At 41.1% G+C, this 24,060-nt stretch carries 17 protein-coding genes; 10 read left to right on the top strand and 7 right to left on the bottom strand.

The window, feature by feature from the left end; genetic code table 11:
• Nucleotides 1-2 precede the first annotated feature (2 nt).
• Nucleotides 3-383 (bottom strand): YbeD family protein, encoded by a 381-nt coding sequence (locus tag AAEY87_RS08590; protein WP_082785672.1) that lies wholly within the window; start codon nucleotides 381-383, stop codon nucleotides 3-5.
• Nucleotides 384-860: 477 nt separating this feature from the next.
• On the opposite strand from AAEY87_RS08590, the gene AAEY87_RS08585 reads away from it, so the two are divergent.
• A complete protein-coding gene (locus tag AAEY87_RS08585) occupies nucleotides 861-1,787 on the top strand; it encodes a bestrophin family protein (protein WP_350656818.1) in 927 nt (308 codons plus the stop codon).
• A gap of 114 nt (nucleotides 1,788-1,901) precedes the next feature.
• Complete coding sequence (locus AAEY87_RS08580; protein WP_350656816.1) at nucleotides 1,902-2,735, top strand: hypothetical protein; 834 nt, start codon at nucleotides 1,902-1,904, stop codon at nucleotides 2,733-2,735.
• 90 nt (nucleotides 2,736-2,825) lie between these two features.
• Here the strand turns inward: AAEY87_RS08580 and ampC are convergent, their stop codons facing one another.
• Complete coding sequence (ampC, locus tag AAEY87_RS08575; protein ID WP_350656815.1) at nucleotides 2,826-4,001, bottom strand: class C beta-lactamase; 1,176 nt, start codon at nucleotides 3,999-4,001, stop codon at nucleotides 2,826-2,828.
• 411 nt (nucleotides 4,002-4,412) lie between these two features.
• Here ampC and AAEY87_RS08570 point away from each other — a divergent pair, with 411 nt between their 5' ends.
• From AAEY87_RS08570 to AAEY87_RS08560, 3 genes are read left to right on the top strand one after another with little or no spacing between them, the layout of a single operon-like run.
• On the top strand, nucleotides 4,413-6,173 hold the full coding sequence (locus AAEY87_RS08570; protein ID WP_068036032.1) for a TrkH family potassium uptake protein: 1,761 nt from the start codon (nucleotides 4,413-4,415) through the stop codon (nucleotides 6,171-6,173).
• Between the two features lie 48 nt (nucleotides 6,174-6,221).
• Complete coding sequence (locus AAEY87_RS08565; protein ID WP_350656814.1) at nucleotides 6,222-6,923, top strand: potassium channel family protein; 702 nt, start codon at nucleotides 6,222-6,224, stop codon at nucleotides 6,921-6,923.
• Nucleotides 6,924-6,941: 18 nt separating this feature from the next.
• Nucleotides 6,942-7,487 carry a DUF3124 domain-containing protein gene (locus tag AAEY87_RS08560; RefSeq protein ID WP_350656813.1) on the top strand — a complete coding sequence of 182 codons (546 nt, stop codon included), beginning with the start codon at nucleotides 6,942-6,944 and terminating at the stop codon, nucleotides 7,485-7,487.
• A gap of 386 nt (nucleotides 7,488-7,873) precedes the next feature.
• On the opposite strand, the gene AAEY87_RS08555 is transcribed toward AAEY87_RS08560, so the two are convergent.
• From AAEY87_RS08555 to AAEY87_RS08540, 4 genes are all read right to left on the bottom strand, one after another.
• A complete protein-coding gene (locus AAEY87_RS08555; protein ID WP_350656864.1) occupies nucleotides 7,874-8,224 on the bottom strand; it encodes an integrase arm-type DNA-binding domain-containing protein in 351 nt (116 codons plus the stop codon).
• A gap of 106 nt (nucleotides 8,225-8,330) precedes the next feature.
• Nucleotides 8,331-10,229, bottom strand: a complete 1,899-nt coding sequence (gene rpoD, locus AAEY87_RS08550) for an RNA polymerase sigma factor RpoD (protein WP_350656812.1) — start codon at nucleotides 10,227-10,229, stop codon at nucleotides 8,331-8,333.
• A 418-nt stretch (nucleotides 10,230-10,647) separates the two neighbouring features.
• On the bottom strand, nucleotides 10,648-12,876 hold the full coding sequence (locus AAEY87_RS08545) for a DNA primase (RefSeq protein WP_350656811.1): 2,229 nt from the start codon (nucleotides 12,874-12,876) through the stop codon (nucleotides 10,648-10,650).
• A 307-nt stretch (nucleotides 12,877-13,183) separates the two neighbouring features.
• A complete protein-coding gene (locus AAEY87_RS08540; protein ID WP_068036023.1) occupies nucleotides 13,184-14,362 on the bottom strand; it encodes an outer membrane protein assembly factor BamD in 1,179 nt (392 codons plus the stop codon).
• A 640-nt stretch (nucleotides 14,363-15,002) separates the two neighbouring features.
• On the opposite strand from AAEY87_RS08540, the gene AAEY87_RS08535 reads away from it, so the two are divergent.
• Together AAEY87_RS08535 and pgeF are read left to right on the top strand one after the other, a co-directional pair.
• Nucleotides 15,003-16,256 carry an RluA family pseudouridine synthase gene (locus AAEY87_RS08535; protein WP_502945462.1) on the top strand — a complete coding sequence of 418 codons (1,254 nt, stop codon included), beginning with the start codon at nucleotides 15,003-15,005 and terminating at the stop codon, nucleotides 16,254-16,256.
• A gap of 3 nt (nucleotides 16,257-16,259) precedes the next feature.
• The gene (gene pgeF / locus AAEY87_RS08530) at nucleotides 16,260-17,204 is read left to right on the top strand and encodes a peptidoglycan editing factor PgeF (protein ID WP_350656809.1); all 945 of its coding nucleotides are present in this window, start codon (nucleotides 16,260-16,262) and stop codon (nucleotides 17,202-17,204) included.
• A gap of 98 nt (nucleotides 17,205-17,302) precedes the next feature.
• On the opposite strand, the gene AAEY87_RS08525 is transcribed toward pgeF, so the two are convergent.
• Complete coding sequence (locus AAEY87_RS08525; protein ID WP_068327965.1) at nucleotides 17,303-18,562, bottom strand: YeeE/YedE family protein; 1,260 nt, start codon at nucleotides 18,560-18,562, stop codon at nucleotides 17,303-17,305.
• 646 nt (nucleotides 18,563-19,208) lie between these two features.
• Between AAEY87_RS08525 and AAEY87_RS08520 the strand changes: the two genes are divergently transcribed.
• The 3 genes from AAEY87_RS08520 to AAEY87_RS08510 all read left to right on the top strand — a co-directional run bounded on the left by AAEY87_RS08520 (nucleotide 19,209) and on the right by AAEY87_RS08510 (nucleotide 24,060).
• Nucleotides 19,209-19,817: a flavodoxin family protein gene (locus AAEY87_RS08520; RefSeq protein ID WP_068036016.1), complete on the top strand. Its 609-nt coding sequence runs from the start codon at nucleotides 19,209-19,211 to the stop codon at nucleotides 19,815-19,817.
• A 1,001-nt stretch (nucleotides 19,818-20,818) separates the two neighbouring features.
• Nucleotides 20,819-22,258, top strand: coding sequence for a c-type cytochrome (locus tag AAEY87_RS08515; protein WP_350656807.1), 1,440 nt, complete (start codon nucleotides 20,819-20,821; stop codon nucleotides 22,256-22,258).
• A 200-nt stretch (nucleotides 22,259-22,458) separates the two neighbouring features.
• Entirely contained in the window at nucleotides 22,459-24,060 is a 1,602-nt protein-coding gene (locus AAEY87_RS08510) for an NAD(P)/FAD-dependent oxidoreductase (RefSeq protein WP_068036012.1), read from the top strand.

The raw sequence follows: 24,060 nt of genomic DNA, 5'->3' as shown, positions 1-24,060 counted from the left end.
GTTTATACCACCATGCGTACGGTTTTTGCTTCATCAAGTGAGGCATATAAGATGTTCACTTGCTCAACGGTAGTTAAATATAAATTGACCCGTACCGAATGAAAACGACCTGTTTTTGAAGGTTTTACTTCCATAGATGCCAAATCGAACTCTGGGAACTGGCTACCAAGGATAAGCTTGACTTCATTGAGTAAGGTCTCATGCTCGCCTTCATGACCGATGATGCTCATTGGGTAGTCCATCGGGAACTCCCAAAGCTCAGGGTTTTGCACGTCAGTTTTTTTACCTTTTAAGATACCGTCGTTGGCGACTAGCTCAGTGACTTTGACATCTTTTTTGGGCGCTTGGTTTTGATTACTGGTGTCTTTTGGGTCATCAGTCATGATGGTATCCTTATTTTTTATGAAAATATTGGTTTTAATATTGGTTTCCGCAAAATCAAAAAAGCTGAGACTCGCTCAGTTCTTTGGTTGATGTAATTTTTGGATTAGTACATTTGTTATGTGCGGTAGCTGTATTCACTATTTATAGTGGCATTTGGATATTATTCAAGTGCTGGGAGGGCTAGGGTAATACATTATTAATGTAGCAGAAGTGTTGGCGTTTACGCGCGCGCTGTTCTATCAATTTTTTTGAGGAGATAGGAATAGTCAAACAGGTAGTCAATGATTTGTCGCTATTTTTTACAATGTTGAGCAGTTGGACTACTTTTGATGGATGCGATTAATAAACATTTATTTAAGAGCTTTTAATCAATTATTACCTATACTATGATGCCAATGTATAGTTTGCAACTCTGTACTCGAAACACAGCCTATAATTAATACTGCGCTTACAGACCATCTCGCTAGGAAGCTAATATGATTGTCCGGCAAACACCCAATGCCCTCAAGATATTCTTTACCCTTCGCGGCTCAATCATCCCGAAGATCTATCCGCAGATTTTGCTAGTCACCTTGCTTAGTACACTCATAACGATTGTTCAGCACGAGTTTCCTTTGTCATTCCCATCTTATAGTACGGCTCCTTTTACCTTGCTTGGGGTCGCCTTATCGCTGTTTCTTGGCTTTCGTAACAATGCAAGCTATCAGCGTTGGTGGGAAGCTCGCGGTTTATGGGGTCAGCTAGTTTATGATGCCCGCAGCCTAACTCGCCAACTGCTTTCTTTTATAGACGAAGAAGATGAGACTGGACGAGACACCCAGCGTTCTATGATTTACCTGACTATTGCTTTTACTCATGCTGTACGCCACCGGCTTCGTGGTACTTCGCCTTGGGAGGATGTCGAGCGTTTTGTCGAACCAATACATCATGCCAACATGCGCCAGACGCAGAACTTGCCTGATTATCTGATGCGCCTGATGGGTAAAAAACTCGGAGACAGTCGGCGTCAGTGCTTATCGTCGGAGCAGATGATACAAAACATGGACGAGCGTCTTACTTCTATGACGATTGTCTTGGCCGCCTGTGAGCGCATTCATAACACGCCGCTGCCATTTGCTTATATGCTCTTAGTGCATCGTACTACCTACCTGTATTGCTTTATGTTGCCTTTTGGCTTGGTATCCTCACTAGGCTGGGTGACCCCTTTAATTTGTGCGGTAATTGCCTATACTTTTTTCGGTCTAGATGTCCTTAGTGAAGAGTTGGAAGAGCCTTTTGGCTTGGCGGCCAATCAATTGCCACTGACTGCTTTGTCACGCACTATCGAAATCAACTTACTAGAAGCCCTGGGAGAGACCGATCTTCCGCCTGATATCGCTCCCAAAAACGGTTATCTAGAATAGATAGGTATTCGACATTTTAAATACTGTGCTGTCAAAAGCTTATTACAATAGTTAAGTTGAACTTCTGATAGAGTAGAGATTATGTATCAACAGACTCATATTAGGAGAGTAGCGATGTCAAATTTTCATCAAAAGTCACTTTTTTTAATGACCAAATTCATATTACTCTTTACTGTTATTGTCGGTAGTATGCAACTGATAACTGGCTGTGACTCACAGAGTTTATCATCCGGTAACCATAGTGCTTCTAATAATGTAAATTCACAAACTAGTGATACAGATAAAAATATAATTGAGACAAATAGTACATCGCCTAAAGATATAACCCCGACAAATGCTTCAATGGTAAGCCTATCAGGTTATCAGAAGTTAAGCTTCGGGCAAGTTATTACTCCTAAACTGTTAAGTGATTTAGGACTTACGAGAGAGGATGGCGATAACGAACAATGCTATTACGTCAGTAATGAAAAACTAAATTATGTGGATGAAGAGTACGGTAAACGTGCCTCTGTGCTATATCAGATTATAAATGACAAGGTTGCACTAATTACTATTCAGGATCCAACCATGTCGCTTTATACAGGTATTAACGTCGGTGATTCAGTCAAAGAGGTTATGAAAGCACATAATAATGACCTTATTTACGAAGTTGATAAATATGCAGTTGATGGCGACTACTATAACCTGATTGCTAATGTGAATTTTGAAGTTATCAAAGAAAATGAACAAGGAGAGTGGTTAAAAGACGAAGACGTTAAGCTTGATAATAAAGGGCACAAGATGCCTATACAGATTGAATATCATATCAAGGGCGGTCAAAAGCTTAATGACTATCAAATTAAAGCGACTGAATGGACAGCATACAATAAAAACCTATTAAAAGGTCAGGTAGAGAGTATTGATATCGGTATACCAGAAGCGATTTATCTGGTCGAAGGTTGCTCTTAAGCCATAGATGTAAAAGAACCCAGCATTTAGCTGGGTTCTCAATAATTTATAAAGCTATTTGCATAAGGTTGCTTTGTGACTCATGCTCAATCAATGAGTCATCGCACTCTCTAAAATCGTATAGGCTGCTTTGACTCTATCTGTATTTGGATAGTTTTTATTTGCCAAAATGACAATGCCTGATTTTTTAGCAGGAATATAAGCGATATAGCCGCCAAACCCATTGGTAGCACCTGTCTTATTAACCCATACGTTGTTTAAAACAGGCGTTGGATGATTGTCGGTTGTAATGGTTTGAGGCTTTAGCACTACATCCATTGAATTGCCCTCAAGCAAGGTTTCTAGCTTGGTAGGATAAGGATACATCTCCCATCCTAAACCTTGGGTAAAAGTGCTCGCCTGATAGTAACCCTTTCTATTGTTGTCTAACGCTTGCTGGATATCTTTATCCAGCGGCACCAGCCCCATATTCGCAGCCATGAAATGCGTCATATCTGAAATGGTGGATTTAATACCATAGGCTTCGGCGTCCAACATGCCAGGATTGACTCTTATCGGTTCTCCAGCAGCATTATAACCAAACGCATAATCCGCCATTTTGTCGTTAGGAACATTGACAAAGGTATTTGGCATATTGAGTGACGGCAGTGTTTTTTCTTCCATCAGCTGTGTGTAATCAGAGTCCATACTCAGTGCTGATATATAACCAAACAGTCCTATACTGGCATTGGAATATAGACGCTTTGAGTTTACAGGAAAGACAGGCTGCCAAGACTTATAATAACGCAGTAACCCCTTATTGTTTTCAACCTCATCAGGAACTTGTAGGGGTAGACCACCAGTCGAATAGGTGGCTAAGTTTATAAGCCTAGTATTGCCAATGGCGCTGTTTTTTAGGTAAGGAATATATTTGTCAGCCGTATCTTCTAATGCCAGTGTGCCATTCAATTCAGAGTAACTGGCTAAGGTAGCTGCAAACGTCTTACTGATAGATCCTAGCTCAAAAATGGTGTTTTCTGACACAGGTTTGCCAGATTTTTTATCAGCCAAACCATAATGATAGAAATGTGATTTGCCATCAATAATAACGCCAAAAGCCATCCCTGGAATATTATGGTCCTTCATTAGTAATTTGGCTTGCTTATCAACGACGCTTTTTAGACGATCATTACTGTCTGCTGCTTGTACCGTTGCAGATATCAATGATGCTGCAATTAAAGCGGTAAGTCCCACTCGATTTAAAATGGTTTGAACTGATTTTTTCATTGTGCAATTACTCGTCCAGTCTGGTAGATATAGTAGGTATTAAATATGCTAGATTTAATAGCCAGTAAGATTACTATTTTTTGCAGTTTATCTCATAGTAAACACTCTTGTACATTTTTTATAAGTTTTTAAGTTTAGTATCTATTTTGATTGTTGCCATGATTATTTGCCTATTTATTCGTTAAATCTGACCACCATTGTCATACATAGGCACACACAGCAAGCCAAAAAAACTCATCTATTTCATTTGATATCGAATATATGACAAACCCCTATAAATAAAGGCAAACTTTATTTATAGGGGTTTGTCATAGAAATTATAGCTAGTTACGATTATTAAAAACCAATCTTAGTTAATAATAGAAAAAAGGAGTATAAATATACTATTTACTCCTCGTCTGGAATTAGGCTATGCACCCAGCCCTACCATATCGCTTATTAAATAATTTTGCCGTCATTATCAGTGTTATTGGAATAGGATTTGCATTGGTCGATAGTGGATTTACCCTATCATCTTGGCTACAACATATTTTTCATCTTTTTTACTTAATTATCATTTTACTCGGATTCGTCGCAACGGTTTGGCGCTATGTACGCGCAAAGACGCGCCTCTCTGTAAATAAAGTAGCGATTTTTGACTTACTAGCCAGTGTGGCTATTTTTGTTTTACTGGCGGTACATTTCACTGAATTAGCTCGCTCAGGGCTATCGATGCCAGTTGATGGATTTATTGCGATTAAGATTGCCGTGTTTGTCACTTTTATTCGTGAAATATCCGACAATAACTTTAATCTGAATCGTGCCTTTTTAAACCCTGGTCAATTTTTCATCTTAAGTTTTTTATCAGTGGTATTGGTTGGATCGTTACTATTGATGATGCCTAACGCTACCACTGAGCCTATATCCTTTGTTGATGCCTTATTTACTGCTACCAGCGCAGTCTGCGTCACAGGGCTGATTGTGGTAGATACGGCAACGCGTTTTACTACTTTTGGGCAAGTGATTATTATAGGGCTGATTCAAATTGGCGGCTTGGGAATCTTGACCTTTGTGACTTACTTCAGCTACTTTTTTAAAGGTGGCGTCAGTTATGAGACCCAACTCAGTATCAGTGAGATGAACTTTTCACGGCGTTTAGGCGACATGGTGTCAACCTTAAAGTCTATTCTATATATCACCTTTGGCATTGAAGCACTCGCTGCTATGCTAATTTATATCAGTATTTATGATTTACCTGGTATGAACTTCTCTGAACGGATGTTTTTTTCTGTTTTTCATGCCATCTCTGCTTTCTGTAATGCTGGATTCTCAACATTCAGTGCTGGCTTATATGATGAGTCGCTACGCTTTAACTATTCTTTACAGCTGATCATTAGTACCACCTTCTTATTTGGTGGTATGGGGTTTTTGATTGTTGCCAATTTACTGCGTTATCTACGTCACCGTACCCAAAGGGCGCTCCATGCTCATGATCCGCGTTATGGTTATCAGCCATGGCTGCTCAGTATTAATAGTCGTATTACGTTGATTACTTCTGGTGCCTTATTACTGATCGGGCTGATTGGAGTGTTGATGTTTGAATACAATGGCATACTTGCTGAGCATAGCAGTGTTTACGGCAAGGTCATTACGGGGTTATTTACGGCAGCGACTCCGCGTACGGCAGGATTTAATATTGCTGATATGGATGCGCTGGCATTCCCGACCATTATGCTGACCATTTTTTTGATGTGGATTGGAGCCTCGCCAAACTCAACGGGCGGTGGTATCAAGACCAGCACCTTTGCTATTGCAGTCTTAAATACCTTGAGCTTAGCGCGCGGTCAGACCAAAGTTGAAGTATTCCAACGTGAGATTGCTGACATCTCTATTCGTCGTGCATTTTCAATTATGTGGTTGTCATTATTGGTCATTGGACTGGGCGTGACGCTCATTAGTTATGAGCAGCCCGAGCTTGATTTGATTAAAGTCGTTTTTGAATGTTTTTCGGCATATAGCACTGTAGGTCTCAGCTTAAACCTAACCGCTGATTTATCAACCTTCAGCAAGCTTGTGGTCTCAGTGATTATGTTTGTTGGGCGCGTCGGCATGTTAACTATTTTTGTTGCACTACTTAAAAACAGGCATCAACGTAACTATCGTTATCCAACCGAAGAGATTACTATTAACTAATCATGCCCCATTGCTGTATTTACGATGGCATAAATGACAAGGAGTATCATGAAATATATCATTGCAGGTTTAGGAAGTTTTGGCTCCTCGCTCGGTATGGCGCTGACCAGCCAAGGTCATGAGGTCATTGCTATCGATAGCAGCATGCAAAAGGTTGAAGCTTATAAGGAGGTTATCACCCATACCATCTGCATGGATGCAACCGATGAGTATACGGTCAACGGTCTACCGATTATGGATACTGATATTGTCGTGGTGGCAATTGGTGAAGACCAAGGGGCAAATGTGATGGCGACGGCACTGTTTAAAACCTTGAAAGCCAAGCATTTAATCAGTCGCAGTATCAATCCGCTCCACGAAAAAGTCCTCCAAGCGATTGGGGTTGATGATATTTTTCATCCCGAAAAAGAATCAGCGATGCGCTGGGCAAAACGGCTATCGCTACGTTATTTCGTCGACTCGTTTAGCTTAACGGATCACTTTAGTATCGTTGAGATTAGTATCCCAGATATTTTAATTGGAAAAACGATTGCGGCTTTACAAATGGAACATAAATTTGATCTTAAACTGCTGAGCACCATGCGCTATGAGCACTATGAAGACAGCTTTGGTCGTCACCAAAGTAAACCTAGTATCGAAGGTCTAGCAACGCCCGAGCAGATATTACAGAATGATGATGTGCTGGTGGTCTACGGGGCGAACAAACATATCCATCAGTTTTTACGTAGTGTTGGGGTTAAGGTACACTAATCGATAGAAGGTAACGTTATGAATAAATGTCGCATATCCGTCTTATGTATTACTGGCTTGCTACTGTTGAGCGGCTGTGATGCGTCTAAACAAGACCCAAATGTCATGTTTTCAGAAGAACATCAAGATCCTATTAAAGAGCTTGAGAACAGCTCAAAAAAAGTTGATCACAGCAAGTTTGGCTATAAACAAACCTTTTATGTACCGATTTATTCAGACATTTATACCGATAGAGACAATCGTAAGGTTTTACTGTCAGCGACCTTGAGCGTGCGCAACACAACCTTAAAGAACTCACTATATATTAATAAAATAGATTATTACGGGACACATGGCGAGCTTGTTAAATCATACTTAACAGAAACCATTGAACTAACAGCCATGGCAACCTTGAACTATATTGTCGAAAGAGAAGAAGATAAAGGCGGTTCGGGCGCTAACTTCATAATTGAAGTTGAAGGTGTAGATGAGACCGTGAGACCAGTCATTGAGGCAGTTATGATTGGTAACTTCAGTAATAAAAGCTTTGCTTTTAGTACAGAAGGTACACCGGTTGTGCACTGATAAAAAATCATTTTGTATTAAATGTATATTGTTCTTTATCATATCTAGCAAAATACAAAATACAAAATACAAAATACAAAATACAAAATACAAAATACAAAATACAAAATACAAAATCACATTCTCAGTGCAAATCCTTTTTCTTTAAAGTATGCCCTAAGATAACCATTCTATTAAATGAGTAAATGCATCGAAAGCGATTGAGACACTAATCTCTTAATCTATTTACCATAATCACTCGAATACGTTCGATGCGCTATACAAACATTGAACTGCGAATGTTAGATATAACTTTAGTGACTATGAAATCGATAGCATAGATTATTATCATAAAGCTATCTGATTAAAATCTTCCAAGTTAGTATCTAGGGGATTGACAGCATAGGTCAAAGCCAGTAATGAGCAACATCTTGGAAGGTAGTGTTTAAAGAATTGGTTTGTTCTATGCGTTTATTATCACGGTGAGCTATCGGATCTATGCCTTGCGCTAACAAGCTAAGATTATCATTATATGCTTGCCGTGCAAGTTCAAACGTTAAGGCTAGGTAAAGTCCTAGTGTCATTTCCTTGCATTTAATAGTTGCTGGATGTGTGTAAAGGTGTTGGAATTCGACATTCTCACTACGTATGCGTAAACGTAAGCCAGTATAGCCGCGAATGGTGTGATAAACACGCTTTTGGCCTTGTGCACTTTTGATAGATTTTTTAACTTGAGTCTCTTGTAGTGAAAGGACTATAGCGTTATCACATGGTATCTAACAGGCACAAAAAAGCTGAGACATGCTCAGCTTTTTTGATTTTCTTTTCAGAACGTTTATATAAGTTCAGCAATTCCTATATAAATTAGTCGTTTTCAAGGAAAGAGCGTAAATGCTCAGAACGTGAAGGATGACGTAACTTACGTAGCGCTTTTGCTTCAATTTGACGAATACGCTCACGAGTCACATCGAACTGCTTACCGACTTCTTCCAAAGTATGATCGGTTGGCATATCAATACCGAAACGCATTTTTAGTACACGCGCTTCACGCTCAGTTAGGTTACCTAATACGTCACGAGTGGCTTCACGTAGACCAGCAGATGTTGCATCATCAACAGGACTTGAAATCGTTGAGTCTTCAATAAAGTCGCCTAAGTGCGAATCTTCATCATCACCGATAGGAGTCTCCATTGAGATAGGCTCTTTGGCAATCTTCAGCACTTTACGAACTTTAACTTCGTCCATCTCTAAGCGTTCGCCTAATTCCTCAGGCGTTGGCTCACGTCCCATCTCTTGTAGCAACTGACGTGAGACACGGTTTATCTTGTTAATGGTCTCAATCATGTGTACCGGAATACGAATAGTACGTGCTTGGTCAGCGATAGAGCGGGTGATAGCCTGACGAATCCACCATGTTGCATAAGTCGAGAACTTATAACCACGGCGATATTCAAATTTATCAACCGCTTTCATTAAACCGATATTACCTTCCTGAATCAAATCCAAGAACTGTAAACCACGGTTAGTATATTTTTTAGCAATAGAGATTACTAAGCGTAAGTTGGCCTCAACCATTTCCTTCTTCGCACGGCGAGCTTTGGCTTCACCAATCGCCATACCACGTGCCACATCTTTCATGTCGTGGATTTCCATGTCGAGCTTTTGCTCGTAATCACGGATTTTACGTTGTAATAAAATGACATCATCAATGACTTTTTCTAAGGTCTCAGAAAAAGCAGGCTTGCCTTTAAGACGCTCAGTGAGCCAATCAACGTTGGTTTCATTACTTGGGAAAGTTTTACGGAATTCAGAACGCGGCATACGACCACGGCGAATAACCAAGCGCATAATCTGGCGTTCTTGCTTACGTACGTCATCATAGACGTCATGCATGATAGCCATGACTTGATCTGACATGCGGTTGTTAAGCTTCAACATCATAAAGCGGCTGGCAAGTTGCTCATAAGCTTCGTCAGCTTGCGTACTGCCACGACCATAATCGAGCAAGGCTTGTTTGGCTTTAATAAATAGATGTTCGATCTCTTCTAGACGAAGACGCACTTCTTCTGGATCGATACCACCAGTTTCTTCTTCGACATCATCTGCATCAGCGTCATCTACATCGTCGCTATCATCGTCGTCATCTTTTTCGGCTTTAGCGATAGCTTTTGACTTCATCACTAAAATTTTCTCTTTCTCTCTTTCTTTTTCTTCTTTTGCTGCTGCTATATCTTCGTCTGTTTCAGGGTCTAAAAAACCTGTGATGACGTCAGATAGCTTTTTATCACCATCCACTACGCGCTGATATTCATCAAGAACGAATTGTACTGTACCAGGCCAATAAGCCATGGCATGCTGCACATCACGAATACCTTCTTCGATACGCTTAGCAATGGCAATTTCGCCCTCACGCGTTAACAAATCGACCGTACCCATCTCACGCATATACATACGGACAGGATCGGTAGTACGACCAGGCTCAGTCTCAACAGAGGCTAATACTGCCGCTGCTTCGTCAGCTGCCATATCGTCATCGCTTGAGTCATCGTTCATCAAGATGTCATCAGCATCAGGCGCGGACTCAAAGATTTTGATACCGACGTCAGTTAGCATCTGGACAATGTCTTCGATCTGATCGCTTTCTGTAATGGAGTCGGGCAGTTGGTCATTCACCTCAGCATAGGTAAGATACCCTTGCTCTTTGCCCATTTGAATTAAGGTGGCCAGTTGAGACGTGGACTTAGAAACTGACTTATCGTTCATAAATACTCACTTGCTTGCGTCGGACATTTCCGTGATATGACGTGCCATCGCTTGCTGGGTGCGTGGATCTAATCAATAGATTGATCACAAAAAGGCGTAGGGGATGTCAATAATAACGAAAATGAGTTGATATGAATAAAGGCTCAAAAAACTACAATAAAATTGCTCAATAAAACTTACTAAAAATACTACTCAAAAAATAAGGCGATATGACCGTATCTAAAATGACAGTCAATATTCACAGCCGCATAGTTTAACACAGACCACCGCTATCGAGCACGGTACAGTCAATTAGTTGCTACTTATATCTTATTATAAATGTGTGCTAGCCATAATCATAAATGATGGGGGCGATGTACAATGTTTTAAAGGGTTGGTTCTTTATTAGCTATCTACTATCTGCTTAATAGCTAATAAATCAAGATTTAACAGTGGCCATTTGCGCTGACTGTTCTGCTTGCTGCGCACGTAACCAGTCATTTAATAGTTGTGTCTGCTTGCGTACGATGGCAAGTCTGACATGATCTGGATTTTTGATTAGATCCTGCATCTTTTTTTGCATATGAAGTTTAAGCAGCTGCATGACTAAGTTTTCGACCAGCTCATCAACACTCAAAATATTTCTAGTCGTTAGTGTCTTATAAAAAGCGCCCCAACTGCGGCTTAACATCTCTTGAGTAACAGGTTGTACATTCGACATAATAAAGTGTGCGGCGGCATTGGCATCTGTTGGTAGATATACCAAACAACGCTTAATGGTATTGACCACATCGAGTAATGCGGCATCTTGCAAGTCTTCCCAAGCTAATGATCTAAAAGCATCAGCAGGCGCTTTTTGTTTGATATGAGCAGGGAAGTCTAAACTATCAATACCAGCTTGTCGCCAAATCGCCTCGATAGGGTCTTCTTGGAATATACGCGGCTGAAATAAAAAACATAGCTGCAACTGCTGGCTGATGGTCATATCGCCATCAAAATCTAGCAACGCGTCTTTGGCCTCAACGTTTTGGCTACGTTTGCCACCCAGTTTTTGATAAATGTCATTATTTAATAGATAACGAAAACTACTGCCTTTAGGTAGTGAGGTAGTCAAAGTGCGCACTTGTGACATGAGCTTGGCTTTACCTTCTGCCAATGCTAAATCATAACGCTCACTTAAATAGGCAAAAATGTATTGCGATAGCGGCATAGCATTGATGATTTGCTCACGCATAGCTTCCGCGCCATTAGCCTTGATAAACGTATCAGGATCATGGTTATTAGGCAATGATAGAAATCGCAGTTCTTTATCGTCGCTTAGGACAGGTAGAGCAACTTCAAGGGTGCGCCAAGCGGCTTTTTGCCCAGCGCTATCTCCATCAAAACTCAATGTTAGAGTGGGATTAAGGGTCAATAGACGCGAGATTTGGCTTTCATTAATAGCCGTGCCCATGGATGCCACCGCACCATAAATACCAGCTTGGTAAAGGGCAATCACATCCATATAGCCTTCGACCACTAGCCAGCGGTCTGCACGCTGTTGTCTTGATTCATAATAGCCATACAGTACATGCTGCTTATGAAAGACGGGCGAGTCTGAAGAGTTAATATATTTGGGCTTAACTTCATCATCTAACGCTCGACCGCCAAAACCAATAGTGCGTCCTTGATTGTCTCGGATTGGAAAGATGACTCGATCACGGAGCAAGTCATAATCACGTCCTGACTCTGATTGGCGTACCAGACCTAAGGCTTTTAGTCCCTCAATGTCTTGCGGGAACTGATGCTCAAGATGTTGCCAACCAAACGGCGCGTAACCAAGCCCGAAGGTCTCAAAGATATCTTCAGTAATACCGCGCGTCATAAAATAATGTTTGGCATGAGGGTGCGTGGTTAGATTGTGCTGATAAAACTTTTGAATCTGCTCCAGTAATTCATACAGATTACCGTCTTGGTCGCTTACATTATTATCATTCAGATCTACTGGATGGAATGCTACGGAATCAAATGATGCTGAACCATCCGCAGGCCATGTAGGCGGGTAGTCCTCGTATTTTGAACTACTGTACTCTGAACTGTCATAACTTGTGCCATCATAGGGACTGTCTGTGAGCGAGCTACTATAGCTTGCATCGTCATAATTGGGCGGACTTGCATAGTCGTTAGTCTGCTGATACTCATATGAGTCAGAAGAAATAGACGGGATATCAGCTGACGACTGCCCATTAGATAGCGCTGTTGATTGTGTATCCGATGAGGTAGGTGATGAAGTAGAGGGTGTTTGCTGTATTGACCTGGCATTTGGTCTAGATGCTGGCTTGGCTGTTGGCTTACTATTAGGTTTGTTGCGCTGATAGCTGACATTTTGCTGGTCATCTTTTGGCACTTCGATGCCAGTTTGCTTTGATAACTCATTCACCGCTTCAATAAAAGTTAGACTTTCATAGTCGCGTAAAAAGCTAATGGCATTGCCACCGACACTACAGCCAAAACAGTGGTAAATGTTCTTTTGTGGATTAACATAAAACGAAGGTGACTTTTCACCATGAAACGGACAACATCCTTTATATTCACTACCTGCACGTTTAAGCGTCGTATGACGACCAATAATACTAATCAAGTCAGCTTGGCTGTTCAGTTGTTCAAGAATATGATTAGGAATGCTCATGAGAAAAAATAATTTACCATAGGATAAGACAAGCGTTATTTTAGCACTTTTATTTTTGTATTATTCTAAACCGTTAAATCAAATCCATAGCAAAGCTGAGAGAAGTGATAAGGATTTAAAGCAATAATAAAATAGCCTAAGCAATGAATAGATAACTAAATTCAAAATATTAGCGTTTCATCTATCATTATATAAGATGCAGAATTTGTAAAAAATCAATAGGAAAATAAGGCCAACTATACAGTTGGCCCTATGGTTTATCGTAAGTTGTAGTCTATTTTAAAGGTATAACAATTACCTAGATAATTTAATTGTCATCGTCCATATCTACAGTATCATCAGTAGGTGACATAGTACTGCGAGTTGGATTCATGTTTTGTGGATTCACGGTGGCTTCTGTTGCCGCAGCACTTGGACTACCTTGACTAGATACTTGCTCAGTCACATTTTCAGGTAAACCCAAACCTATATTAACACCAGTATTGCGACGAGTTGGCGCACCACTAGCAACTGGAGAAGCAGCATTAGTAGCTGGCAATCTAAGCTGAGTAGCCGCTCGAACTATTTGAGTTTTGGTTGCTCCAGTATATTCACCATTGCTAAGCGGTGTATCTTTTAAGCTGGCACGACCAAGCTGTCCAAAGGTTAGTTTATTCAACCATGAACGGTCAGCCTTGGTAGACAACCTGACACGCCCATCGCTAGTAAGCCATTCTGGATAGTTGATCTGGAGTAGGGTTTTATATTCTTTCGCTAAGTCCGTCAATCCTAACTGCTGATGGCTGTAAGCAAGGATAGCGATCGCTTCTGGTACGGCTTCGCTCAGTGGATAATACTGGAATACCCATTTGGCACGATTTACAGCGGCTACATGCGCTTTACGTTCGATATACCAGTTAGCAGCGGTCAACTCACTATGAGCAAATTGATTATAGATAAAAGTCATACGTTGCGCTGCATCGGGCGCATAAGGACTGTTGGGGTATTTATTGATAAGCTCTTGGAAGTTAGCAAAGGCGATACGAAAATAGGCAGTATCACGTTCAGACTGATTAAGCTTAAACAGTTTAATACCTTCAGATGAGCCTTGCATATTGGCCACACCGCGTACGTAATATGCGTAACTGACTTGCGGGTTAGCAGGGTAGAGGCTAATAAATCGATCAGCACTTGCCGCTGCTGTTTCAAAGCTGCCACTTGCATATTGAGCATACATTGTGTCAAGCAGTGCTTGCTCAGCATATTGCCCTGTAGGATAAAAAGTACGTAAATTAGTCAGGTCTTCGATAGCCTGTATATAGCGTCCCTTATCGATTTGAGCAATAGCATCACTATAGTAACCTTGCTCTGACTTTTCAGCAGTTTCGACCGCATCGCTGTCTTTACTAGTCAGGTTTTTAAAAGTCTGACAGCCTACCAAGTTTACACTTATGGCAAGCAAGGTTATTGATGAGATTTTGATAAATGTGTTGCCAATAGGGCGCATACTTCTTCTCCGACACAAGGCGCATAATAGCGGTGGCGCTATCATACTAAGAACAAAGTTAATGATAAAAAGCTGACTATCAAGCTATAAGATAACAACGTGCAAAACAACAAAGGTATAAAACAGCAAGGTATCAAGTAAATAACTGCTCATAATTGAACATAGCTGCGGCATAGCATACAGCAAAACCACGATTACTTTATAGAATAACGTTTCCTTCGTCTATTTTTTCGTGCGCTATTTTGTAGTCAAATTACAATTAATCAGCACTATATTTATAGACAGTTATCCTTTTTATTGTTGCAAAGTTTGATGGCTATGCTTATCAGTAAAGCGTCATATGATAAATTTTGAATAGTTTAGCATGAGCGACTTTGATGGGCGACGACAAATATTGCTATTATTCCCGAATATACAGTAAATTACGGCAACGTTATATTATAGAGAGTTATATGTTAGAACGTCTAGTGGCATATGTCTCGATAGAAGATGATAGATAAGTACTCGCAACTGTAGGGCTAAAGGCTCTTGGCATGTTACACTATAGCGATATTTAACCGACTTTTTATTGTGATTTTTTAGGGTTCTAATTTTAATACCCTATGAATTGCGGCTTTATAGCTTTATAAAGTTACTCCTTATGACTTTTTCATTTATGGAAATTGTCACCTATAAATCTGCTACGAATAATAATGCTATGACCACAAATATAACACCGAAACAGATACCTGATACTGAACTATCAGCGCAACAACCATCCGTACAGGATGAATTGTTAAACGATGGCGACTTACTTGACAATGATTTAATTGATGAAAATTTGCTTGACGATGAGTCGGCTCTAGATTATGAAGAAATCGATGACGACGATGATGAAAGTCATGATGAAGAGCAAGGTGACGATAATTCTATAGCTGGACAAGCTATACCGCAAGTTATTGATATGACCTATACCGTTACTGAAAATGAAGCGGGTTTACGTATAGACAAGCTTGCTTCACAAGTTTTCACTGACTTCTCGCGTGCGCAGCTCCAGGGCTGGGTTAGCGACGGCAGCTTGTTATATAATGGCAGCGTGCAAAAGCCTAAGCAACGCGTCAAAGCGGGAGACGTTATACATCTCTCGACGACACTGCAGCAGCACAGCGAAGATCAGCCAGAAAATATCGATATTGAAGTGGTTTATGAAGATGACGCCGTATTGGTCATCAATAAGCCTGTGGGTATGGTGGTGCATCCTGGCGCTGGTAATCAGACCGGCACTTTGGTCAACGCGCTACTGTATCACTATCCGCAGCAGCATCATTTGCCGCGTGCAGGTCTGGTACATCGTATTGATAAAGATACTTCTGGGTTATTGCTTATTGGCAAAACCAAACCCGCTCAAATGGCTTTAATGGAACAGTTGAAAGACAAATCTGTTTATCGTCATTATCAGTGTGTAGTAGCTGGCGATCAAGCAAGCCTGATGCGCCATCGTCGTATTGATGCACCGATTGGCCGTCATCGTAATCAGCGTACCAAGATGACTGTTATGACAGCTGGGCGTGAAGCGGTCACGCATTTGTTAAACGTCACTGCCCTTAATGATAATTATTGTCTATTAGATGTAGGGCTTGAGACTGGACGTACCCATCAGATTCGTGTGCACTTAAGTCATATTACCTATCCAATTGTGGGTGATCGCGTCTATGGTGGTCGTCGTCAATTACGAGCAGGCTTGACAGAGGCTCAGCGCAATGCGATTAGTAATTTTCCGCGTCAAGCATTACATGCCTATACCCTAGGCTTTGTTCATCCGACGACGGGTGAGGACATCGAAGTGACGACACCTATTCCTGAAGATATGCAGAAGTTGATGGCAGTGTTAAGTGATGGCTATGATGACGAATAAGATATGACAGACAAACTTCCCCTGACGATGCTGGCACAGCTTGATGATGTGACTGTGTTTCAGACAGCAGCCTTGCAAACGGCTGATTTTGAGGATACTGATTTTAAAAATCCAGGTCTTGAAGGTGCTGATTTTAAAAGTACAGAGTCTGAGACGTATAATCAGAAATCTCAAAAAATGCTGCAAACAGAGCAAGCAAGCTATGGTGAGTTGAACCTTGGATTGCATGTCGCTGATAACCCTGCACAAGTATTAGATAATCGTATGCGTCTATTAGCTGCTATCAACCAGCAATTAGCAACGCAGCAGCGTGCCTCTATCAAACGCTTACACTGGGTCAATCAGGTTCATGGCAAGCAGATTCATGATGTTGATGTCAGTCCGCTGAGTATGCGTCCGGTAGATGCTGATGCGCTAATCAGTCAGCAAGCTGAACTGGGTCTAGCTATCATGACCGCAGATTGCGTACCTATTGTCTTATATCAACCAGCAAGTGGACAGATAGCAGCTATTCATGCTGGCTGGCAAGGGCTGGCGTGTGGCATTATTAAGACTACTGCTGAGCGTTTTGAGTCGGCAGGGCAGATTATAGCTTGGATTGGCGTTAGTATTAGCCAAGCGCACTATGAAGTAGGTAGCCAAGTTCGAGATAAGTTATTAGCAGGTTGTATAGAAAGTAACTCATTATCAACCGAGCATCTGGATAATTTTGCCGCGCTATTTTCTATACCAGCCAATTCTACTGATGGCAGCGATAAGATAAAGCTAGATTTAACGAAGCTTGCTGCCTATCAATTAGAAACGTTAGGTATCCGTGTTTCTAACGATTCAGATATTGACTGTAGCTATGCTGATCCTCGTTATTATTCTTATCGGCGGCAGACGCATTTGCAGCAGCCAGCTACAGGGCGAATGGCATTGATTGTCGTGCGCAGTTTAGCCATTTAGGTACAATGCTTGAAAAAAATATTGGGGTATATAGAAATAAAAAATAGCAGCCTAAAACCTGCTATTTTTTATTGTCGATTCAATCTGATTACTTATTATTAGCACACAGAATCATTGGACTTCGGTACTGACAGTCCAAATAGCGGACGCAAGTATAATGCTAAGAAAGTCCCTGCCATTGCGAGTATGCCCCAGATATAACCGTGCAAACTAAAAGAAGCGATACCACCGAAGTAAGCACCGATATTACAGCCAAATGCAAGACGCGCACCGTATCCCATCATCAGTCCACCAATCACAGAAGCAGCAAAATTACCTGCAGTGATCTGGGTAAATTTGAACAAACCACCCGCTGCCGAAGCAATAAATGCGCCAATGATGATACCGATATTTAGTACAGTCGTTGAATCTGCAAAAATAGAAGCATCAAGAGCGGCAGCATTAGCCCCTTGCCAATAGCCCCAGCTGGCAACATCAACGCCCAAACCGCTAGCAATTTTAGAACCCCATAATGTAAAGGCTGAAGTAATGCCCCAAGGCTGACCACGCGTTAGTAAGGTCAATGCATTAAGTAGGGCTAGAATAATTGCCGCCGCAAACAGTGGCCAAGAGCCTCGAAAAATCCGTTTCCAACCAGATTCAGAAGGCACGGGTGCCATCTTTGGTGCGTTTCTTTTTCTCTCAATGATTAACGTTACCCATGCGATTAAACCGAATAGTGCAAGCGATACTAGCCACGCGCCTGTATAACCGAGGCCTGTAGAAGTGGCTAACGAATAGGGTGCATAAGCTGGCATCTCTTCTGTCCAAAATGGAAGATGATAAGCGCCAATCGTGGCTCCGACTATGAAGAAGATAAAAGTTATGAACATGACAGAACGTCCACCTCCTATCGCGTAGAGCGTGCCAGAAGCACAGCCGCCACCAAGTTGCATGCCAATGCCGAATACAAAAGCTCCCACTACCAAGCTAACGCCTAACGGTGCGACATAGCCTGCGACTGGCCCACCAAAAATGGTGGTGCCATAGGCAAGTATTGGCGCAAATAACGTCACAGCGACCGCCAACATCAGCATATGGGAGCGCATTGCCTGCCCATTGCCTACCGCCATCATACGTCTGAACGCGGAGGTAAAACCAAAGCGAGCATGAAAAAGGGTATAGCCTAGCAAAAGACCAATGCCAAGGAGCAATGATTGGGATATGTGTTGGGTATCAAGTAAATGAATAAGCAACAGTAGACCTGCAACCGCGCCTCCCGCTATTAACGCTTTCTGCGGTGCATTTAAAGCAAGATTCTCTCTTACAACAGGATCTTTTGTGTCGTTTACCGGTTGAACTCTAGTGATAGTATTCAAAGTAATAGCTTCCTTCTCCGATGCATTTGATCGGATGTTATTTTTATAAGAGTTTTTTAGAATATTGGATGTAGAAGTGTGGATTCTATGTCGATTTATAGAACTTGTTGAAGTTCTACAATGAGTAACGAATCAGCGCTACATCATAGTCTTATTAGCATTAAAGTAAACAGGAAGGCACTAGAAGAATAAGAATTAGCATATAATAATATGGAATAACATATATTTGAATCAGCTCGTTTGTTATCATCGCTTTTTACTATAATTGGCAGGAGCTGGCTCGTAGCTTATGCAGACTAATATTGATTACTTACATAAGATTGGTTGATAATCTGTCAAATCTCGCTAGAGTGTGCACTAATAAAAAAAGTGTGCGCTAATAAATTAAGTGCTAACCAAGACGCGTCTAATATTGATATGCTTGAATTTACTGAAGCTTGGCGCATATTATTTAGTGTGCTTTATCAACATATAGATCATGAGGGTGGCCTTTACTGCTGCTAAACAATGCAAAGTGCAGCAATGAGCCAAATGGCACTGATTATCGTGCGCCGCTCAAATTGTTATTAATCATACTTCATGAAGTTTTAAAGTATTAACTTTTAACTATTCAATTAATTATTTATTACCCATTATTAGAGTTCGTATGAATACATCTGTAGCACCGTCTTTGCAATCTTCCAATACTGATAACCTGCCAACTGTATCGATAGCGGTTATCTATCATAGTAATTATGGTCATACCAAGCGCGTAGCTGAAGCGATAGTCGAGGGTGCACGCCAACAATTACCAGAGGCGCAAGCTAAAGCTGTCGATGTTCATGACGTTGACTGGGATTTTTTGGATCAGGCAGATTTGCTCGTTTTTGGTAGTGCGGTATATATGGGCAGTGTCACGGCTGAATTTAAAACCTTTATGGATGAGACCTCCAAGCGTTGGTATCATCGAAAATGGGAAGGTAAGTGGGCAGCCGCTTTTGCTAACTCAGGTGGTCTAAGCGGTGACAAATTGGCAGTATTACAGCAGATTTCATTATATGCTATGCAGCATGGCATGAACTGGATTGGGCTACCACTTATGCCGACAGGTCATGGTGAAAATGATTTAAACCGATTATCAAGCTTCTTAGGTTTGATGACTCAGTCGCTTGATGGACCACCTGAGGAAACTCCAGGCAAAGGTGATATTGATACTGCTATTTGGTTTGGTGATCATTTGGCAAAGACCATAATTAAGCATCAGCCAGCATGTTAAGTGATTAAAATATAGTAAATTAATACTCATTACTTATAAAGTAGCGAATATTAAATAATGATAAAAAAGCAGACGTCAATATTGATGTCTGCTTTTTTAATGGGCGCTGTTTATATTGATTGCTATTGATTGAACGGATTATCAACCGAATTAACATTGACTAAGTTAGGGTTAGAGGTGACAGGAATAGGACTATCAAAAAACTGAATGGCTTGGCAGCCAGTAAGTAGCGTCATGATTAAAAGCACGCAGGAAAAATTGAACGATTTCATAGTAATTCTCAGCATACCTTTTGTAGTACTCAAATAGCTTACATAATAACCAAAACCTATTATTAAGCAATAGTATACTTTTGCTTAGTGTCGTTTATTTTCAAAAACATCAAATTTACTTCAACAGAAAACAGCTGATTTTTTATGTTGTATAAATTATTTATTTGTGAGTTATATATTTACATTAAAAAATCTGTCTCAGCATTTGTATATGTTATGTATACAATACTATCTGTATAAATTAGCCTAAGCGAATAAAGTAGTGAGTTTTCATGCAACTATTAAATATCGTTTTAATAAAATAATGAACTATATTTAAGCTTAGTAGATGTTTTTAAAGGCTTTATTATATATTTATTAAATATTATATGATTAATTATTTTGAAAATTTTGTCACAGTTGATGTGTCAATGGTAAATTTTAATTTTTGTAAAAAAATGAGTTAAATAGGTTAATATTTAAGCAATAATAGCGAAATAGTTTTACCTTAAGAGGGTAAATATAAATTACTTGACATATAAGTGTAATAATTAATGGAAATATCTATTCATAAACGAGTAACCAACACCAATACCAACACTGAAAGTCTATAGAGGACTAATCACAATAATAAGGCAGAATAGAACCGGACTGTTAGTTTTGAAAACTGTTGACTACCTTTTTCTACTTCTTTTTTATTAAGCAGCCTTAATTTTTCCAGCCACTATATGCCAGCTATATGAGGATATTATGAAGCCACTTTCTATAATGTTATCGATGCTTATTATTGGTTTCACTTCCAGCACCGTGATGGCTGAAGGAGTTAACACTCCAAGTGCAAGCTTGCCTAATGTAAGCCCTGCCAATAGCGATTTAGTCAACCGCGGTGCTTATATTGCACGTGCTGCTGACTGTATGGCTTGCCATGGCGAGGACTATACGGGGGGTGTCGCAATTGAAACTCCAATGGGTGATATTTACGCGACCAATATTACCCCGTCAAAACGCTATGGTATCGGCAACTATACCGAAGCGGATCTAAAAAAAGCGCTCCAGCAAGGCCGTGCTCCCGACCACATGATTTATCCTGCCATGCCATATCCATCTTATAACGGCATGAAAGATGAAGATGTCAGTGCGTTATTTGCTTATCTGCAGACCGTACCAGTCGTTGATGAAGCTCCTGAGTACAAAACAGATTTACCTTTTCCGTTTAACTTTCGTACCTTAATGTTAGGTTGGAACGCGATTAACATACCTTCTACAGAAAATCGTGAGGGGCTAACGCAAACGCAGCAACGCGGCGAGTACTTAGTAAATAACCTTGCTCATTGTGGCACTTGTCATACGCCGCGTAACAGTACCATGGGTTTTGATAAAGATAATTATCTGTCAGGTGCACAACTTGGCACTTGGTACGCACCAAATATCACCCCTGATAAATCGAGTGGGATAGGTAATTGGAGTGAGCAAGATATCATCACCTATTTGCGTACAGGTGAGCTGGATCAACGGGTCTTTGCTGGCGGTCCGATGGGTGAAGTGGTTGCGCACAGCACTCGCTATCTAAAAGATGCAGATTTGAATGCAATTGCCTCTTATCTTAAAGCCGTACCCGCTGTCCGAACAGATGATAAAATTCATCCGGTCGATGCATCACGTTTACCAACCCCGATTAATGAATCAATCACTCATGATCTTCTTGCTCAAAAAGATTATTTGGCACAGGCTAAAGCGGATGTTAGTGGCGGTAGTAATTCGCCCGAAGCGTTATACCTTGCTGCTTGTGGTAGCTGTCATGGGGTCGATGGTTATGGTCAGCCCGATGCCCGTTATGCACCTATTGTCGGTCTAAGTAGTATCCGACGTAATAATCCAGATGGTCTAATCAACGTTATTCTTCATGGTATTAATGGCGCAACCAATACCAGTCCTAAAATGCCTGGATTTTCAGAAGAGTTAAGCAGTCAGCAAATTGCTGGTATTACCAATTATGTACGCGTGAACTTTGGCAGTCTTGCTAGCAGTAATGTAAGTGCCGCTGATGTCGATAAAGTAATAGCATCAGAACCTGAGCAACCTTTTTTAATTAAGTATGCAGGCTTGCTTGCGATAATAGGCATCATCGTAGCTATCGTCGTTATTATATTTATTATTCGAACGATTATACGTTCTAGACGCCACAGATAATTGGAATTGATTTGTTCAGACAACCAAGCAAGTAATCTTATAAATGCGTATGAGACGCTTATTACAAGACATAGATTAAGTGCAAGACGGCAGAGGAATAGAGCTTGGCATAAGATACAGAGCGTATAAGCCAAACTAATAATAAGAGAAGTGCCTACTGCTACACCGTCACGCACGACAGTCTACTTAAGGACATTATTATGAATGACATGCCTCAATCACCAACGCGGCGCCAACTGCTCTCGATGATCGGTAAAACAGCGGGCGCAACTGCGATGTATCAAGCAATGACCACTTTAGGATTCGCTTCTGAATCTAGTTTTAAAGAATCTATGGATCTTCAAGGTGCGCCTCCCGGTGCTAGCATCGTCATCCTTGGTGCAGGTCTTGGCGGCCTTACTGCTGCCTATGAGTTGCGTAAAGCAGGTTATGATGTCAAGGTACTCGAGTTCCAAAACCGTGGTGGTGGACGCAGCTGGACGCTTAATAGCGGCGATAAATATACTGAGCTTGGTGGTGAAGAGGTTACCTGTGATTTTGAAGAAGGTAACTACTTTAACGGCGGACCATGGCGTTTGCCAAGTCACCATTATGCAGTATTTCACTATTGCAAAAAGTTTGGCGTTGAGATGCAACCCTTTGTTCAAACCAATGACCGTGCTTATTTGCATCGCTCTACTCACTTTGGCGGTGTGCCGCAGCGCTTAGGCGATGTAAAAAACGATATACAAGGTAACGTAGCCGAGCTGCTATCAAAGGCCGTTAACGTCGGAGGTCTTGATCGTTCGGTGAATACTGAGGATAAAGAGAAGTTACTTGAAGGCCTAAAAGGCTGGGGTGTGCTAGACAAAGACTATCGCTATAGAGCCAGTAATGAGACTACCAAGCACCGCGGTTTTAGCGTTTTCCCTGGTGGTGGTTTGATGCCAAACGAAAAACCCTCAAAGCCTCTACCTATCAGTGAGATATTAGATTCTGGCATGTGGTCAGATATCTATAGCAATCATATGACTTATGGCCATCAACCAACGATGTTCCAGCCAGTAGGCGGTATGGGTAAAATCGGCGATGCTTTCACCCGCGAGTGCCGCGATATGATTGAGTTTAATGCCAAAGTCACCAAGATTCATCAAGATGAAAGTGGCGTCACTGTCAATTATGTCGATAGTAACAGTCCAGATGGGGCAACCAAGACTATACGTGCTGATTGGTGTGTTTGTAATATTCCGTTGACCGTATTGACTCAAATTGATATCAACGTCTCAAAGCCTATGAAAAAGGCAATGGCTGCCGTACCTTATGACACCTCTTATAAAGTTGGCCTAGAGTTCAACCGCCGTTTTTGGGAAGAAGACGAGTGGATCTTTGGCGGCTTGACCTATACTGATATGCCTATCACGCAAATCGCTTACCCTTCAGAAGACATGTTTAAAACGGGAACAGGGGTGTTACTAGGCGCATATGGCTTTGGCCCAACTTCTTATAAGTTCAACACGCTAACCCCAAAAGAGCGTATCAATGTTGCACTTGCTTATGGTAAATACATTCATCCACAGTATCCAAAAGAGTTCCGCGCAGGAACGTCAGTGGTGTGGCACCGTATCCCATGGACATTAGGTTGTTATGGTATCTGGAGTGAGTCAAGCCGTGAGCAGTATTATGATCAGTTGTGTAGTATTGACAACCGTATTGTACTGGCAGGTGAGCACTGCTCACACATTCCTGCATGGCAGGAGGGCGCTATTCTATCTGGCATTGATGCAGCCAATCGCTTACACCAAAAAGCAAAAATGCTTGGTTAA

The sequence above is a fragment of the Psychrobacter sp. S1-30-MNA-CIBAN-0213 genome, from assembly GCF_040309845.1.
Lineage (GTDB): Bacteria > Pseudomonadota > Gammaproteobacteria > Pseudomonadales > Moraxellaceae > Psychrobacter.
Note: the sequence above shows the minus strand (reverse complement) of the source record. Positions and strands in the feature narration are given on the sequence as shown.